The organism is Paenibacillus sp. TAB_01, assembly GCF_043945595.1.
GTDB lineage: Bacteria > Bacillota > Bacilli > Paenibacillales > NBRC-103111 > Paenibacillus_S.
Genome location: NZ_JBIFNP010000001.1, coordinates 2,331,624 through 2,348,226 on the forward strand (window position 1 = coordinate 2,331,624; position 16,603 = coordinate 2,348,226).

18 protein-coding genes and 2 pseudogenes are annotated in these 16,603 nt (G+C 50.4%); all 20 read left to right on the forward strand.

Going from position 1 to position 16,603, the window contains the following annotated elements; translation table 11 throughout:
- The first annotated feature begins 6 nt into the window (after positions 1 to 6).
- The 20 genes and pseudogenes from hslU to ACHHV8_RS11420 all read left to right on the forward strand — a co-directional run bounded on the left by hslU (position 7) and on the right by ACHHV8_RS11420 (position 16,598).
- Positions 7 to 1,401, forward strand: coding sequence for an ATP-dependent protease ATPase subunit HslU (gene hslU / locus ACHHV8_RS11325; protein WP_395158361.1), 1,395 nt, complete (start codon positions 7 to 9; stop codon positions 1,399 to 1,401).
- A 44-nt stretch (positions 1,402 to 1,445) separates the two neighbouring features.
- Complete coding sequence (codY, locus tag ACHHV8_RS11330; protein ID WP_395158362.1) at positions 1,446 to 2,219, forward strand: GTP-sensing pleiotropic transcriptional regulator CodY; 774 nt, start codon at positions 1,446 to 1,448, stop codon at positions 2,217 to 2,219.
- 214 nt (positions 2,220 to 2,433) lie between these two features.
- Positions 2,434 to 2,832, forward strand: a complete 399-nt coding sequence (gene flgB / locus ACHHV8_RS11335; protein ID WP_395158363.1) for a flagellar basal body rod protein FlgB — start codon at positions 2,434 to 2,436, stop codon at positions 2,830 to 2,832.
- 6 nt (positions 2,833 to 2,838) lie between these two features.
- The gene (flgC, locus tag ACHHV8_RS11340; RefSeq protein ID WP_395158364.1) at positions 2,839 to 3,291 is read left to right on the forward strand and encodes a flagellar basal body rod protein FlgC; all 453 of its coding nucleotides are present in this window, start codon (positions 2,839 to 2,841) and stop codon (positions 3,289 to 3,291) included.
- A 29-nt stretch (positions 3,292 to 3,320) separates the two neighbouring features.
- The gene (gene fliE, locus ACHHV8_RS11345; RefSeq protein WP_395158365.1) at positions 3,321 to 3,620 is read left to right on the forward strand and encodes a flagellar hook-basal body complex protein FliE; all 300 of its coding nucleotides are present in this window, start codon (positions 3,321 to 3,323) and stop codon (positions 3,618 to 3,620) included.
- Between the two features lie 46 nt (positions 3,621 to 3,666).
- Positions 3,667 to 5,259 carry a flagellar basal-body MS-ring/collar protein FliF gene (gene fliF / locus ACHHV8_RS11350; RefSeq protein ID WP_395158366.1) on the forward strand — a complete coding sequence of 531 codons (1,593 nt, stop codon included), beginning with the start codon at positions 3,667 to 3,669 and terminating at the stop codon, positions 5,257 to 5,259.
- A 12-nt stretch (positions 5,260 to 5,271) separates the two neighbouring features.
- Positions 5,272 to 6,288 carry a flagellar motor switch protein FliG gene (gene fliG / locus ACHHV8_RS11355; RefSeq protein WP_395158367.1) on the forward strand — a complete coding sequence of 339 codons (1,017 nt, stop codon included), beginning with the start codon at positions 5,272 to 5,274 and terminating at the stop codon, positions 6,286 to 6,288.
- Positions 6,281 to 7,103, forward strand: a pseudogene (locus ACHHV8_RS11360) (FliH/SctL family protein). The gene fliG and the pseudogene ACHHV8_RS11360 overlap by 8 nt, the downstream one beginning before the upstream one ends.
- 1 nt (position 7,104) lies before the next feature.
- Positions 7,105 to 8,421 carry a flagellar protein export ATPase FliI gene (fliI, locus tag ACHHV8_RS11365; protein ID WP_395158368.1) on the forward strand — a complete coding sequence of 439 codons (1,317 nt, stop codon included), beginning with the start codon at positions 7,105 to 7,107 and terminating at the stop codon, positions 8,419 to 8,421.
- Between the two features lie 15 nt (positions 8,422 to 8,436).
- A complete protein-coding gene (fliJ, locus tag ACHHV8_RS11370; protein ID WP_395158369.1) occupies positions 8,437 to 8,877 on the forward strand; it encodes a flagellar export protein FliJ in 441 nt (146 codons plus the stop codon).
- 25 nt (positions 8,878 to 8,902) lie between these two features.
- Positions 8,903 to 9,832, forward strand: coding sequence for a MotE family protein (locus ACHHV8_RS11375; protein WP_395158370.1), 930 nt, complete (start codon positions 8,903 to 8,905; stop codon positions 9,830 to 9,832).
- A 239-nt stretch (positions 9,833 to 10,071) separates the two neighbouring features.
- The gene (locus tag ACHHV8_RS11380; protein WP_395158371.1) at positions 10,072 to 11,349 is read left to right on the forward strand and encodes a flagellar hook-length control protein FliK; all 1,278 of its coding nucleotides are present in this window, start codon (positions 10,072 to 10,074) and stop codon (positions 11,347 to 11,349) included.
- Between the two features lie 34 nt (positions 11,350 to 11,383).
- Entirely contained in the window at positions 11,384 to 11,857 is a 474-nt protein-coding gene (locus tag ACHHV8_RS11385) for a flagellar hook capping FlgD N-terminal domain-containing protein (RefSeq protein ID WP_395158372.1), read from the forward strand.
- A complete protein-coding gene (locus ACHHV8_RS11390; protein WP_395158373.1) occupies positions 11,854 to 12,231 on the forward strand; it encodes a TIGR02530 family flagellar biosynthesis protein in 378 nt (125 codons plus the stop codon). Before ACHHV8_RS11385 ends, ACHHV8_RS11390 begins: the two co-directional genes overlap by 4 nt.
- A gap of 98 nt (positions 12,232 to 12,329) precedes the next feature.
- A complete protein-coding gene (gene flgG / locus ACHHV8_RS11395) occupies positions 12,330 to 13,145 on the forward strand; it encodes a flagellar basal body rod protein FlgG (RefSeq protein ID WP_395158374.1) in 816 nt (271 codons plus the stop codon).
- Between the two features lie 54 nt (positions 13,146 to 13,199).
- Positions 13,200 to 13,421 (forward strand): flagellar FlbD family protein, encoded by a 222-nt coding sequence (locus ACHHV8_RS11400; RefSeq protein WP_395158375.1) that lies wholly within the window; start codon positions 13,200 to 13,202, stop codon positions 13,419 to 13,421.
- Positions 13,422 to 13,832 (forward strand): flagellar basal body-associated FliL family protein, encoded by a 411-nt coding sequence (locus ACHHV8_RS11405; protein ID WP_395158376.1) that lies wholly within the window; start codon positions 13,422 to 13,424, stop codon positions 13,830 to 13,832.
- 100 nt (positions 13,833 to 13,932) lie between these two features.
- Positions 13,933 to 14,932: pseudogene (fliM, locus tag ACHHV8_RS11410) on the forward strand (flagellar motor switch protein FliM).
- Positions 14,922 to 16,208: a flagellar motor switch phosphatase FliY gene (gene fliY, locus ACHHV8_RS11415; protein WP_395158377.1), complete on the forward strand. Its 1,287-nt coding sequence runs from the start codon at positions 14,922 to 14,924 to the stop codon at positions 16,206 to 16,208. The pseudogene fliM and the gene fliY overlap by 11 nt, the downstream one beginning before the upstream one ends.
- Before the next feature lie 27 nt (positions 16,209 to 16,235).
- A complete protein-coding gene (locus ACHHV8_RS11420; RefSeq protein WP_395158378.1) occupies positions 16,236 to 16,598 on the forward strand; it encodes a response regulator in 363 nt (120 codons plus the stop codon).
- The last annotated feature ends 5 nt before the right edge of the window (positions 16,599 to 16,603 follow it).

Here is a 16,603-nt window from a genome sequence, read left to right on the forward strand (position 1 = left end):
TTTCCATTGAAGCATATCTCGCTAACCCCCAGAGAAATCGTTGCCCAATTGGATAAATATATTGTCGGTCAAAAGCAGGCGAAAAAATCCGTTGCCGTCGCTTTGCGCAACCGGTACCGCAGAAGCCTGCTGGAAGAATCGATCCGCGATGAGATTGTTCCCAAAAATATTTTGATGATCGGTCCGACCGGTGTCGGGAAGACGGAGATCGCCCGCCGGCTGGCAAAGCTCGTCAATGCCCCCTTCGTCAAAGTGGAAGCTACCAAATTTACCGAGGTCGGTTATGTTGGCCGCGACGTCGAATCGATGGTCCGCGATTTGGTAGAAACCTCTATCCGTATGGTGAAGGCGGAACGGACTGAAAAGCTGAAGGATCGGGCGGAGAAGCTGGCCAACGAGCGTATTGTTGCGATCCTCGTGCCCAATCCGGCGAAGCATAAAGCCCAGCGCAATCCGTTGGAGATGCTGTTCGGGAACCAGACGGCCAATGAACCGCAGGAGCCGGAAGCTGACCAGCATATCACCTCCCGCAGAATAGAGATGCGGGAGAAGCTGGAGAAGGGCGAGCTGGAGCAGCAGGTCATCGAAATCGACGTGGAAGACAACTCCCCGACGATGCTCGATATGCTGTCCGGGCAAGGCAACGAACAGGCCGGCATGAACATGCAGGAGCTGTTCGGCAGCCTGATGCCGAAGAAGCTCAAGAAGCGCAAGCTGCCGATCAAGGAAGCGCGCAAGGTGCTTACTCAGGAAGAAGCGCAGAAGCTGCTGGACATGGATGAAGTGATTCAGGATGCAGTGACGCGCGCGGAGCAGCATGGCATTATTTTTATCGATGAAATTGATAAAATTTGCAGCTCCGGCCGCGGCGGCGGGCCCGACGTATCCAGAGAAGGCGTGCAGCGGGACATTTTGCCTGTAGTTGAAGGCTCTACCATCGTGACCAAGTACGGTCCGGTACAAACCGATTACATTCTGTTTATCGCGGCAGGCGCTTTCCATATCGCCAAGCCTTCCGATTTAATACCGGAGCTGCAGGGGAGATTTCCGATCCGGGTGGAGCTCAGCAGTTTGACGAAACAGGACTTTATACTTATTTTAAAAGAGCCGAAGCATGCTTTAACGAAACAATACACGGCTCTTTTGGAGACGGAAGGCATTCAAGTAGACTTCTCCGATGCGGCTATCGACGAAATTGCCAAAATCGCGGCGGAAGTCAACCAGAACACGGACAACATCGGGGCGCGGCGTTTGCACACCATTTTAGAGAAGCTGCTTGAAGATTTATCGTTTGAAGCGCCTGAAATCACATTGGAGCAAATTGTCATTACGCCAGAATATGTCCGCGAGAAGCTCTCGGACATAGTGCAGAACCGTGACTTGAGCCAATATATTTTGTAGGCTGTATGAATTTATAAAGCGTTGGTCGCACTGGAGGCAGTATCATGACATTGTTAACGAAGACTAGAAGGCTAAATAAGCTGTTGCAGAAGGAAGCGGGAAATCCCGTCAGCTTTATGAATATGGCGGAAGTGCTGAGCGATATTTTGCAGGCGGATATTTTTGTAGTCAGCCGCAAGGGCAAAGTACTCGGCAAAGCTCTGACGAATATGGAGCAGGGAGACCTGCTTCACGAAACGATTTTGACCGAAAACCGGTTTCCGGCCGAATATAACCAGCTTCTGCTCAAGGTAGAAGAGACCTCCTCCAACATGGATGCGCAGAGCGTCTATCATATTTTTGGCAGCCGCCTTCCCGAGGAGCCTATTTATATCACGATCGTCCCGGTGATCGGCGGCGGGGACCGGTTAGGCACGTTGATCCTGACGAAACGGGAATCCGGCTTTATCGATGACGATCTGATTGTAGCGGAATACGGTTCGACCGTAGTTGCGATGGAAATTCTGCGCGAGAAGGCGGAGCAGATCGAAATTGAAGCAAGGGGCAAAGCGGTGGTGCAGGTCGCCGTCGGTTCGTTATCGTTCAGCGAGCTTGAAGCGGTCGACCATATTTTTGAGCAGCTCGAAGGGCATGAGGGCCTGCTTGTCGCAAGCAAAATAGCGGATCGTGTCGGAATTACTCGATCGGTTATTGTCAACGCGCTGCGTAAATTGGAAAGCGCCGGTGTGATAGAAACTCGTTCTTTAGGCATGAAAGGGACGTATATCAGAGTGCTGAACGATCAGCTGATCAGCGGGATTCAAAGCGTAAAACTATAGAAAACGCCGCAGGTTCTAAGCCCTATATCACAAATATAGGGCTTTTTTCATATTGTAATAATTTTCATATTTATTCATATTAGATATAGTTCTCGTATACTACATTTACTTCCAATAGTGCAATAATTTTTGATTATTATGTCGAAGAAAGGAGGATAATGCTGCTGACTCGTTGAATAGTACACATAACATCAACTTGAAGGTAGGATGAAGCATGAATATTTTAAACAAGCCTGGCTTTATGCAGATGGAACGTTCCTTGGATGCGGCTAGTCTCAGACAGAAGGTAATAGCCGACAATATTGCAAATGTGGACACGCCTTATTTTAAACGCTCGGAAGTCCGTTTCGAGGATTTGCTGCAAAATGAATTGAACGGCTCGTCCATTGAAGGCAAACGTACGGATCCACGGCATTTTTACATAGGAAAGCCGGCCAGCCCGGATCCTCAGATCGTGCGAGATAATTTGTCGGCGATCAACAATAACTTGAACAATGTGGACGTCGATTATGAAATGTCCTTAATGGCCAAAAACCAATTGCGTTATAACGTCATGATACAAGAGGTCAACGGCGACATAAAAAAAATGCGCACGGCTATAGGAGGGAGATGATAACCGATGAAGCTTACAAACGGATTTGATATCAGTGCTTCCGCATTAACCGCACAACGCTTCCGGATGGATGTCATCTCCTCCAATATCGCGAATGCGGATTCGACCCGGGCGAGAGTGGTCAACGGCAAATGGGTACCGTATCAGAGGAAGCTTGTTACGCTTGAACCGAACCAGCCTTCGTTTGATCAGGTGCTCAAAAATGCGCAGTCGGACACGCCTACAGCCGGAGAAGGAGTGAAAGTGACGAAAGTAATCGACGATACTTCTCCCTTTAAGCAGGTTTACAATCCAACGCATCCCGATGCAGATGAGAATGGGTTTGTTATGATGCCGAATGTTGATGTGCTTAAGGAAATGGTTGATATGATTTCTGCAACACGATCCTATGAAGCCAATGTGACTGCGCTGAATGCTTCCAAGTCGTTGATCAGCAAAGCGTTAGAAATAGGCAAGTGAAATGATAAATAGATAGGGGAGAGCAACACATGATCGATAAATTAACCCTTCAGCCCATACAAGCTGCTGCACCGCAGCCTAGCAAGAAAATGTCCGCTTCGGAAGTGACGGAGCAATTCGGACAATTCCTGAATGACGCGATCACGAAGCTGAACGCTGACCAGCAGACGGTGGACAAGATGAATGAACAGTTCGCTAAAGGAGAAATCACAGACGTACACCAAATCATGATTGCCTCGGAAAAAGCCTCGTTAGGCTTGGAGCTTACGGTTCAGCTGCGAAACAAAGCGCTCGATGCTTATCAGGAAATGATGAGGATGCAAGTGTAATCATTAGGGGAATCCTTAGCGATGGTCATTCAGATGGGGTGAAATAGTGAACGAAAATATTACCCAGTATTGGAGGAAGGTGACCCAGTACTGGAATCAATTCAGCAAGACGCAAAAAATAACGTTTATCGCAACCGTGGTATTGGTTATTTTGACGCTCGGCATTATCAGCTATAATTTTTCGAAAACCGAATATGCTTTGGCTTATACGGATTTGCAGCCGAGCGATGCGGCGGCAATCAAAAATTATTTGGACGGAGCGAAAATTCCTTACCAGCTGAGCGAGGACGGCAAAAGCATCGGTGTGCCCCGCAGTGAGGTGGCCAACGTCAAGTTGGCGGTTGAATCTCAAGGGTTGAACAAGACCGGCAACATCGGGTACGGCGCTTTTGGCCAGAACAGCACGTTCGGCACAACGGATAAGGAATTCAACGTAAAGTATGTCAATGCTGTGCAGGGAGAGCTTCAGCAGCTGATCAACTCGAATACGGCAGTAAGCAGCTCAAAGGTATTAATCAGCCTTCCGGAAGAGACGGTGTTCCTGCCTAAAGGCTCCGAGAAGGAGAAAGCGACCGCTTCGGTCGTCCTGAATATTAAGCCGGGCTATCAGCTGGATCAAGCCAAGGTGGACACGATGTACAATCTCGTTTCCCACAGTATTAAAGGGCTGCCTGTAGAAAATATTACGATTTCGGACCAGAACGGCGAGCTGCTCGAGTATTCGAAAGGCAACAACAAGATCAACAGCACGAGTCTTGCGACGCAAAATTTCGAGATCAACAACCAGTTCAAAAACGATGTGCAAAAAAATGTGCAGCAAATGCTCGGCGCCATTCTGGGCAAAGACAAGGTTATTGTCTCCGTATTCTCCACGATGAATTTCGACCAGGTCAACAGCAAGGAGCAGCTAGTTACGGCACCGAATACCGTCGATCAAAAAGGATTGGAAATTTCGGTACAGGAAATTCAGAAGAACTATACGGGCACGAGCGCAGCGCCGGCAGGCGGTGTGGCAGGAACGGGGCAGACGGATGTTCCCGGATATCCCGGCAGCAATGCCAATGGCGATACCAAGTCGGAAGAAATTCAGAATACGATCAATTATGAAGTCAACCGGATTACGAACGAAATCGTTGCGACACCATACGTTGTTAAAGATTTAACCATTAATGTCGGGATTGAACCACCTAATCCGGCAGATCCGAATTCTTTAACGCAAGAAACGAAAGATGCGGTTCAACAAATCCTGGTCAATGTCGTCAGAGCGGCGTTGGCGGACAATAAGCAGACACTGACGGATGAAGATCTTGCGAAGAAGGTTACCGTTTTCGCGCATTCCTTTGCTAGACCGAATTCCAGCGCGGTTGCAAGCTCCAATGCCATGTTGTTGTACGGCGGACTTGGCGGCGTAGCGTTAGCTCTATTGGCTGCAGGGGCCTTTATGTTCATGAAAAGACGCAAAGCAAGACTCGCAGCGGAAGAAGAACTGGAAGCCGAACCGACCAAGCTCGAATTCCCGACCATTGATATCGATAGCGTAACTAATGATAATCAGGTACGTAAGCAGTTGGAAACTTTGGCCAAACGAAAACCAGAGGAATTCGTTAATCTGCTTCGCACTTGGTTAGTAGACGAATAGAGGTGTGCTTTATTGGCTAAGGTTCAGCAGCAAGGGTTAACAGGGCGACAAAAAGCCGCTATCTTGTTGATTAGTTTAGGTCCGGAAGTTTCGGCGCAAATCTTCAAGCACCTTCGCGACGAGGAAATTGAGCAGCTTACTTTAGAAATTGCAAATGTGCGCAAGGTGGACAGCGCGGAGAAAGAATCTATCCTTGCTGAATTTCATCAAATTTGCTTGGCGCAGGAATTTATTTCTCAAGGCGGTATCGCATATGCCAAGGACATATTGGAAAAAGCGTTAGGCTCGCAAAAAGCGCTGGACATTATCAACCGGTTGACGGCAACGCTGCAAGTGAGACCGTTTGATTTTGCCCGAAAGGCGGATCCTGCACAAATTTTGAACTTTATTCAAAATGAAAATTCGCAGACGATCGCTTTGGTGCTTGCTTACCTGCAGCCGGAGCAGGCTTCAATTATTTTGTCTTCGCTGCCGCAGGAGAAACAAGCGGATGTGGCTAAAAGAATTGCGTTGATGGACAGCACCTCGCCGGAGGTCATCAGTCAGGTGGAGCGGGTGCTGGAGCAAAAGCTTTCCGCTACCGTTACTCAGGATTATACGAACGCCGGCGGCATTACGTCGATCGTTCAAATCCTCAATGGCGTGGACCGGGGAACGGAACGTACGATTCTCGACTCGCTTGAAATTCAAGATCCGGAGCTTGCCGAAGAGATCAAGAAAAGAATGTTCGTCTTCGAGGATATCGTCAGTATCGACAACCGTTCGATTCAGCGTATTATCCGGGATATCGAGAATGCCGATCTGCAGCTGGCGCTTAAGGTGGCGAGCGAGGAAGTTCGGGATGCAATCTTTAAGAACATGTCCAAGCGTATGGCCGAAACCTTCAAAGAGGAAATGGAATTTATGGGTCCGGTTCGTTTGCGTGATGTAGAAGAAGCACAGACGCGTATTGTCGCAACGATCCGCAGACTGGAAGAGTCTGGTGAAATTATCATCGCTCGTGGCGGAGGAGATGATATTATTGTCTAATGTCATCAAATTTACTCAATATATCGCAATAGACGATAAAAAAGTGGTTGAAGTTGCACCCCAGCATAATTATGATGTTTCGGCCGATGAAGCTGAGGAAGGCTTGAGCTTGGAGCAGCAGGCCGAGCTTGACGAGCTGGCTTCGGTCAGAGACCAAATTCTGCAGGATGCGGAAAGCTTTGCCGAAGAACAGGTCCGGCAGGCGATGGATGAAGCGGCTGCTATGCGCCAGCAGGCCCAAGCCGAAATCGAACAATGGTGGAGCGAGCAGCGCCGAAACGATGAAGAGCTGCAGAAGCAATTAAAGGAAGACGGCTTTCAGCTCGGTTACGAGGAAGGCTTGAAGCAGGCGGAGCAGGATCTCCGCGAGCAGTACAACGACATGCTGCATGAGGCTTCACAAATTTTGGAGCAGGCCTATGTACTCAAGCAGCAAATCGTTCAAGAGGCCGAGCCGTTTCTCATTCAAATGAGCTGTGCAATTGCCGAGAAAATCGTTGCCCGCCAGCTGACGGTCGAGCCCGAATGGGTCGTGGATTTAATCCAGAGCGTATTGGCCCGCCGCAGAGAGAAAGGTATTATTACCCTTTGCGTTTCCCCGGCTCATTTCGCTTATATCCAGGACGCCAGGGAAGAGCTGCTGCTGCATATTGATTCGCAGGCCGAGCTGCAAATTATTCCGGATCCTTCGGTGCAGTGACCATGGCTGTGTGATTCGATCGTCGTTCGGAAGCATTGACGCGAGAATCGATACCCAGCTGAAAGAAATCAAAACTGCGCTGCAGCAGCTTGCCGTACGAAACGAGGGAGCTTAACATGAATCAGGTTCCAGATCCTTCTAAGTACATGGAGCTTCTAAGACAAATGGATCCGATCCGCGTGAACGGAAAGGTGACGCAGGTCATCGGGCTGACGGTCGAATCGGAAGGCCCCGATGCCAGTATAGGCGATGTATGTTACATTTACCCGTTGAAATCGAACCAGCCTCTTAAAGCCGAGGTGGTCGGTTTTAAAAATAATAAAGTGTTGCTGATGCCTCTCGGCGAGCTGCAATCGATCGGACCCGGCTGCGATGTCGTCGGAACAGGAAAGCCATTGACCGTACAGGTGGGTCATGAGCTGCTGGGAAAAGTGCTGGACGGATTGGGACAGCCGCTTGACGGTACGTTCCTTCCTTCCAGGATGACTCATTATTCGACGAACAACATCCCGAGCAATCCTTTGAAAAAGCCCCGCGTGCTGGAGCCCATCAGTGTCGGCGTACGCTGTATCGATGGTTTGCTGACGATAGGCAAAGGACAACGTGTCGGTATTTTCGCGGGATCGGGCGTCGGTAAAAGTACGCTGATGGGCATGATCGCCCGAAATACATCGGCCGATGTCAACGTCATTGCGCTTATCGGCGAACGCGGACGGGAGGTGCTCGACTTCATCGAGCGCGATCTCGGTCCGGAAGGGCTGGCCCGCTCCGTCGTCATTGTTGCGACATCGGATCAGCCGGCGCTGATTCGGATCAAGGGGGCCTTGATTGCAACGAGCATCGCGGAATATTTCCGCGACCGCGGATTGAATGTCATGATGATGATGGACTCCGTCACCCGTTTCGCGATGGCGCAGAGGGAAGTCGGATTGGCGGTAGGGGAGCCGCCGGCAACCCGGGGCTACACGCCGTCGGTATTCGCTACATTGCCCAAACTGCTGGAACGATCCGGCACGGGGCCGAAGGGCTCGATTACGGCCTTTTACACCGTGCTGGTGGACGGAGACGATATGAACGAACCGATCGCCGATGCGGTCCGCGGTATTTTGGACGGACATATTGTGCTGAATCGAAACATTGCCAGCCGGGGGCATTATCCTGCGATCGATGTGCTGGCGAGTGTAAGCCGCGTCATGAATGAGATCGTCCCCCGGGACCATCGGACGGCAGCCGAGCATTTGAAGCGGATGCTATCTATTTACAAGGATTCGGAGGATCTTATTAATATTGGGGCGTACCAAAAAGGCTCGAATGCAGAAATTGACCGTTCGATCGAAAATATTGAGTCCATATGGGATTACACCAGACAGAGAACGGACGAGAAGCTCACTTTTGGTGAAGCCCAGGATCGGCTGATTCGACAATTTTTATAAAGGGTGAGGCAGACGATGCGGTTCCGGTACGCTTTTCAAAAAATCGTGGATCTCAAAGCGAACGAGAAGACGCAGGCGGAATGGATATTAACGGAAGCTATCGGCAAAATGCGTGAGGAAGAATCTTCTTTGTCCGAGCTGTATTCGGCTAAGGATGAAATGATTGAACAGCTGCAAACGGCATCCGCGCGCACGGCGACCATTTCTCAATTGATGATGATGCAGCAGTACGTAGATCATATTGATCATCAAATCATTCGGAAAAATAAGGATCTGGAGCAGGCGCAGCAGGTGGTCGATATGAAGCAGCATGATTTGGCCGGGAAAATGATGCAAGAGCAGGTATGGAACAAGGCAAAGGAAAAAGCATTGCGTCAATTTACTGCTGCAATGCTCAAGAAAGAGCAGGAGCAGCTAGACGAAATGGCAACCAACCGATTCCGGAGATTGTCATAAAAGCCAGGATAGGGAGGCGAGCTTCATGTCAGAGGTGGATGTAGAAAATACCTCCTCGTACGGGGCGATGGAACGGTTTCTTATTTGGTTTCTCATCCCATTTGTATTTACAGCAGTGCTGCTTGGCGTCCTGCTGACGATTTTTGATTATGACGTCATGAACGGCGTTCTGCGTGCAGCCAACAAGGTTCCGATCATCAAGTCGATCGTTCCGGAGCCGAAGACGACGAAAGCGGCGGATCCCGCCAAAACGCCGGCGAAGACGGCGGCGCAGGGAGAGAATGCGCAAGAGCCTCAGGAAGAGACCGTGTCGAGCTTGACGGACAAGCTGAACCAGATGCAGCAGCAGCTCAAGACTTCAGAGAACGCCTTACAGCAGCGGGATGATACGATCAAGGAGCTTCAGCTTAAGAACAGTACGCTTGAAGAACAGATGAAGAGCAAAGCCCAATCCGACGAGGAATACGCGGCGCAGATTCAGCAGCTGGCTTCCATGTACGCCAAGATGTCGCCATCCAAATCGGCGCCTATCATGGAAAATTTGACCACGGCGGAAATGGTGCTGGTTTTAAATTCGATGAAAACGGACGACCGCGTGAAAATATTGGAGAAGATGGATCCCAAGAAGGCGGCGGACGCTTCGATCCTGCTGAAGGATCAAAAGACGGCCAAGGATCAGGAAATCGCGGCTCTGCAGGAACGTCTCAAGCAGGTAGCGACACCGGATCCGAAGTCAGGACAGAAGCTGAGCAAGGATGATCTCGGCAGTACCTTCGCCAATATGACGCCGAAGAGCGCAGCGACGGTTCTGATGGAAATGCAGAGCTCCAATCCGGACAAAGTGATCTCCATCCTAAGCTCGATGGACAGTGCGGGCAGATCGAGAATCCTTACGGCGATCTCGGAGCAGTCCAAGGAGACGGCAGCGCTGATCTCCGCCCGATTGGCACAATAACGACTGGAAAGGAGGTGAAATCAATCTTATGGATATTCAATCAGCAGTAAGTACAACAGCAGCAGCCTCTGCAGGCATAGGAGCTTCAGCAACCGCCGGGAAAGCAGGCGCACAGAACGGCACTGCCGCATCCTCCGGTAACGGCAGCGGCTTCTCGACCGCACTGACTCAGCTTATGAACGCTGCTCCTGCCGGGGAAACGGCAAACAATACAGCAGCTCCGCTGCCGGTCCCTGCCGGTGCTGGTGCAGCTATTGACAGAGCTTTCTTCGCAGGAAGAAGCATCCGGCATTCCCGCTTCGGAGGATATATCCAAGCAGCTGGATGCCCTGATCGAGAAGCTGGGCTCGGACGATGAAGGCGCTAAGAAGCTGCTGGACGATCCGGATGTGCAAGCTTGGCTGGCACAAATTCAATTGCTGCTAGCGGTGCAGCCTGCAGCCAATACTGCAGCCGCCGATGCCTCAGCCGAGACGGCGGCGAAAACCGATGATTCTGTGCAGTTGATCACAGCTCCGGCAGCGAATATCAGCGATAATCGGAGTCAGACGATAGCATTAGACCCTTTGTTATTCGTGCCGCTTGAGACGGCGGGCGGACAGGACGCCGCCGTGCAGCAGACGCAGGCCGTATCCTTAAAGCCGGTAACGAAGGAAGAAGCCGTTGAGCTGTTAGCCCAGTTCAAGAAAACGCTGGAGAAGGAGCCTTCCTCACCGGCGGTCCAATCGATTCAACGTTCGCTGGCATCATTGCTGGCTTCGCCGCAGCAGCCGGTTCAGCAGCAGGTATTGAACGCGGAAATCCCGCTGCCTGTGACAGCTGCAGTCCCTGCCGTGCCGCAAGCGCTGGAACTGCTGGCCGCCAAAGTTTTGTCTCCAAGGCTGGAGTCCAAAACGGAAGCTTCTGACGAGCCTCTTTTTGAGCCGTTGGCCGATGTTCAAGCGTCTGACCACGAGAATCCGACGATGCCGATTCAAGAGTACATAAAGCAGGCTTCCACCGCAGCACATACGGCTAAAACGCCGGTGCTGGTTGCGAATGCTCCGACATTTGCGGAGGACATGACTCAATTCGTAGTCAAATCCTTTTCAATGAATGTGCTGGCTGAGGGCGTGACAGAAGCGAAGCTTTCTTTATATCCCCAGCATTTGGGGCAAGTCGATGTGAAGCTGACAATGCACAACGGGCAGCTCATAGCGCAGTTTATGGCAGACAGCACAGCCGGTAAAGAGATGCTGGAAGGTCAGCTGACTCAGCTGCGTACCAACCTGCAAAGTCAAGGCATTCATGTAGAGAAGCTCGAGGTGTCACAAAACCAAGCGTTCCAGTCCGGTTTGTTCCAGGAGCAGCGTCAGCAGCAGCAATCGCAGCAATCCTCGAAGCAGTCTAAGGGAAATGGCGCTAACCAAGCGGTTTCTATGGAGGAAGAGCTGGCACAGGCTGCATCGGCATCCGCTCAAGCCCAGCAGGCTTCTAACAACGGGGTAAGAAGGACTTCTATCGACACGACTGCTTAACAAAAAAATGGATCTAGAGCCGGGAGGTGAACAGATGTCGGATTCAGTTACAGGCACCAAAAACGTGTGGCCTTATTACGCCAAGACCAACGTGGATAGCGCATCCAAGCAGGCGGCGGCGGATAAAAGCAGCTTGGGCAAAGACGATTTTCTTAAAATTTTGATCGCCCAGCTGAAAAATCAAGACCCGTCACAACCTCTGGAGGACAAGGAGTTTATCGCTCAAATGGCTCAGTTCTCCTCCGTTGAGCAGCTGTCCAGCATTAATAGCGAGATGAAGCTGCTGCGTCAATCCCTGGGCTTCGCCTCAGGCTTAATCGGCAAGGATATCACTTGGGACGGCTTGAACGACCAGGGCGAGGTTGTCGCCAAGACTGGCGCCGTAGAATCTATCGTAGTGAAGGATGGATCGCAATTTGCCGTCGTCAAGGGCGAGCAAATCGCCATGGATCGCATAACCCAAATTGCGGATCATGCGGAAGAGGCGGCCGCAGGTGAAGCGAAATGACCGAACGTATCTCTGTCGGACAGCTATACCCCGGTAGCCTAAGAACGCCTCCGTTAAAGCGGAGCGAGACTCCTGCGGCTCAGCAGGGGAGCAGCTTTCAATCCGTGCTGCAGAACGAGCTGGTCCGTTTCAGCCATCATGCGGAGCAGCGTTTGAAGCAGCGGGGCATTGAGTTTCAACCGGAGCACCTGGCCAAAATTCAAAATGCGATCGACCGCGCCGCCTCCAAAGGGGCGAAGGATGCGCTGATGCTCATTAACGATACGGCTTTAATTGTAAATATTAAGAACAGAACGGTTGTAACGGCAATGGACGGAGAGTCCATGAAGGACAACCTGTTCACCCAGATCGATAGTGCAGTGATTATTTCTTGATAACGGGCTGGACCTGATTGGAGGCCCTCGGCTGTGGAGCGACGGAAGCAGCCTTTCCATTAAACCAGTATAAAAGTCCTTAGAGGAGGCAATTGTTCATGTTAAGATCCTTATACTCCGGTGTATCCGGTATGCGCGGATTTCAGACGAAGCTTGATGTTATCGGCAATAACATTGCAAATGTAAATACAATTGGTTTTAAAGCCGGTCGCGTGATGTTTAAGGATATTTTAAGCCAGACGGTTTCCGGCGTAACGGCTCCGGTCGAAGGGGAGAAGGGCGGCGTGAACGCCAAGCAAATCGGTCTCGGCGTTGCCATTAGCTCGATTGATACCGTACATACGCCGGGCAGCGCGATGACGACGAACGTTCCGACCGATTTGCGGATCGACGGCGACGGATTTTTTGCCGTATCGCCTGACGGCACCTCAGATAGTATGTATCTCACCCGGGCAGGGAACTTTACGGTGGATGCCAGCCGGCAGCTGGTCAATTCCGACGGATTGTTTGTTCTCAGCACGGATGGAGCTCCTATTACTTTGGATGCGGAGGTTACTGCCTTCTCGATTTCCCAGAACGGGGAAGTGCTGACGACCTTGGCTGACGGTACGACCGGTACGGCTGGGACGGTAGCGGTAGTGAAGGTGCCGAATCCTGCCGGTTTGGAAAAAGTGGGCGGTAATCTATATCACGCTACGGCCAACTCGAATGTCGATGATCTGGAGCTAACCGCTCCTAACGATACAGCACTGGGAACGGGCGCGATCGTGGCAGGCCAATTGGAGATGTCGAACGTGGATCTGACCTCCGAGTTTACCGAGATGATTGTGGCGCAGCGCGGATTCCAGGCGAATTCCCGGATTATTACCACTTCAGACGAAGTGCTTCAAGAAGTTGTCAACCTGAAACATTAATAGCTTAAGCGTCGGAGGCGGCAGCCTCCCGCCATTATTCATTGGGAGGCTGTCATGATCCGACTGACCCGTTTAAATGCAAAACAGATAACTGTGAACGCTCTGATGATAGAAAGCATGGAAGAAACACCCGATACGATCATTACATTAATAACCGGAAAGAAGCTTACCGTTTTGGAGTCCGCTGAAGAGGTCACTCGTCTTGTAACGAGCTATATGCAATCCATCGGGCTGATCGCGGGGACGATAAAGAGTTTGGATTCGGAGGGGTTGTAGTTGTTAAAGAGTAGAATTTTTCTTATGGTTGTTGCTATTCTCATAGCTATAACCTTAATTTTGACGGCGGCTTTTGTATTGTGGAATTATATGGATAAATCCAATCAGGACCCTCAGGATTTAGCTCAATCTTCAGCTAGCCAGGTAAAGGCGGCGAAGAAATTATCCCCTGACGAGTCGAAAGCCAATACTGTGATTATGAAAGATATTTTGACAAATCTCGCTGCAAGCAACCGGTTTATTAAAGCGAGCTTTGCCGTTGAAATGGAAAATCAAAAGGCGAAGGATGAATTCGAAAAGCTTGATTTTAAAATGAAAGCAATCATTGTACAGACGCTTGCGGATATGACTCCCGAGCAGGTACAGGGCAGCAAAGGCTTCGATAATCTTACTTCGGTCCGTTATGAATAAAATGAATCCTTTATTATCTGCAGGCAAAATTAAGCAAATTTGGATTACGGACAGCGTGCTTCAATAAGCCGCAGCATTGCATAAGGGAGGTGACGCAAAAATGGTTGATGTTCTATCACAAAATGAGATTGACGCCTTATTGGCTGCGTTATCCTCGGGTGAAATGGATGCCGAAGAATTAAAAAAGGAAGAGACTCAGAAGAAGGTCAGAGCCTATGATTTTAAGCGGGCCGTTCGGTTTTCCAAGGGCAGATATCCGCAGCTTGACCCGGATTCATGAGAACTTTGCCCGTTATCTCACAACCTATTTTTCCGCTCAGCTGCGGACGTTTGTGCAGATTAACGTCGTTCAGGTCGAACAGCTGCCTTATGACGAGTTTATTCGCTCGATTCCGAAGATGACGATTCTGAACATTTTCGAAGCGGAGCCCCTGGAAGGCCGAATGGTGCTCGAAGTTCATCCGAACGTAGCCTTTGCGATGCTCGATCGCCTTCTGGGAGGCGCAGGGACGTCTCCTGCCAAGATCAATGCTCTGACGGAGATTGAGACCATTGTTATGGAAAGAATCTTCAGCCGGGCGTTTGAGAGCCTTCAGGAGGCGTGGAAGAGCGTAGTCGACCTGTCCCCGAGAATGGAAGCGTTGGAAACGAACCCGCAGTTCATGCAAATCGTATCTCCCAACGAAACGATTGCTTTAATCTCGCTAAGCACGAAGATCGGCGATACGACAGGGATGATCAATCTATGTATCCCGCATGTGGTTATCGAGCCGATCATGCCGAGGCTTTCCGTGCACCACTGGTTTGTTTCGCAGAAGAAGACCAGCGCTCCGGAAGAAGTGCTGGCTCTGCAGGCAAGGCTTCATAAGGCGAAGCTGCCCATTATCGCCGAGCTGGGGGACTCTTCCATTTCGGTAAGAGAATTTCTCAACCTGTCGGTGGGCGATGTCATCTCACTGAATAAGCCTGTGGATGAGATGCTCAAAATCCGGATTGGAGAGAAGCTGAAGTTTATCGGCACCCCAGGCACCGCGCGGGGAAAGCTGGCAGTGCAAATTAGTGAGATCGTCGAAGAAGGAGCTGAAGAAAATGACGAATAGCAAAGATTATTTGTCTCAAGAGGAGATAGATGCATTATTGAGACAGGCCAGCGAACCTTCGGAGGGGCCGGCTCAGGAGCTGCACATGGAAGATTTCCTATCCTCCTTGGAGCAGGACGCGCTCGGTGAGATTGGCAACATTACGTTCGGCAGCGCGGCAACGGCGCTCTCTACATTGCTCGGCAAAAAAGTCGATATTACGACACCGAAGGTGTCCGTGATCGCAAAAGAAGAGCTGGTCGAAGAATTTCCCAAGCCGCATGTTGCGGTACACGTGAATTATGTCGACGGCTTTCATGGCATTAACCTGCTGGTCATCAAGACCCGCGACGCACAGGTCATCGCTGACTTGATGATGGGGGGAGACGGTACATCTGTAGAAGGAGAATTGACGGAAATCCATATCAGCGCCGTGCAGGAAGCGATGAACCAGATGATGGGATCCTCCGCAACGTCCATGTCGACCATCTTCAACCGGTTTGTCAATATCTCTCCTCCAGGAATCGACATATTAAATTTGTCGGATACAGAAGGAACTTCGACACTTCCTCCCGAAGATGTATTTATAAAAATATCTTTTCGTCTAAGAATAGGAGATTTGATCGATTCCACGATCATGCAATTGCTTCCGGTTCGATTTGCAAAAGATATGGTCTCAATTTTGATGGGGGGGGGAGACACCTTAGAGGAAACCGCCGCAGCTTCCGCACCCGTTGCTCCAGCTGCACCGGCTCCGACGCCGACACCTGCGCCGCCTGAGCCGGCACCGCCACAAGTACATATGGCACCGCCTATGCAGGATCCATATGCGCAGCCGATGTATCAACAGCCTATGCACGCGCCGCAGCAGCCAATGTACCAACAGCCGATGTATCAGCAGCCCATGTATCCGCCTCAGCAGCCGGCCTATCAACAACCGCCTGCAGGCTATGGAACGGCTCCGCAGCGTGATGTGAATGTACAGCCTGCGCAATTTTCCAGCTTTGCGCCGCCTCAGCTGACACCGCCGGAAGATACGAATTTAAATCTTCTGCTGGATATTCCGTTGAAGGTGACGGTAGAGCTGGGAAGAACTCACAAAGTCATTAAAGATATTCTTGAATTGTCTCAGGGGTCGATTATTGAGCTGGACAAGCTCGCAGGTGAGCCCGTGGATATTCTGGTCAATAACAAACTGATTGCCAAAGGCGAGGTAGTCGTTATTGATGAGAACTTTGGGGTTCGAGTTACGGACATTGTAAATCAGTGGGACCGTATACAGAAATTACAATACTAAACATAATTCTAGGAGGACGATTCACCCATGGCAAACCGAATTTTAATTGTAGACGACGCAGCATTTATGAGAATGATGATCCGCGATATTTTATCTAAAAACGGTTATGAGGTTTGCGGCGAAGCGAATGATGGCGCTCAAGCGATTGAGAAATATAAAGAATTGAAGCCGGACTTGACAACGATGGATATTACAATGCCGGAAATGGACGGTATTGCAGCGCTGAAAGAAATCAAAAAGATCGATCCGAACGCGAAGGTCATTATGTGTTCCGCAATGGGACAGCAGGCTATGGTTATCGATGCCATTCAAGCGGGGGCCAAAGATTTTATCGTGAAGCCATTCCAGGCGGACCGTGTTATCGAGGCTATCAAGAAAACCATGGGTTAAGCGTT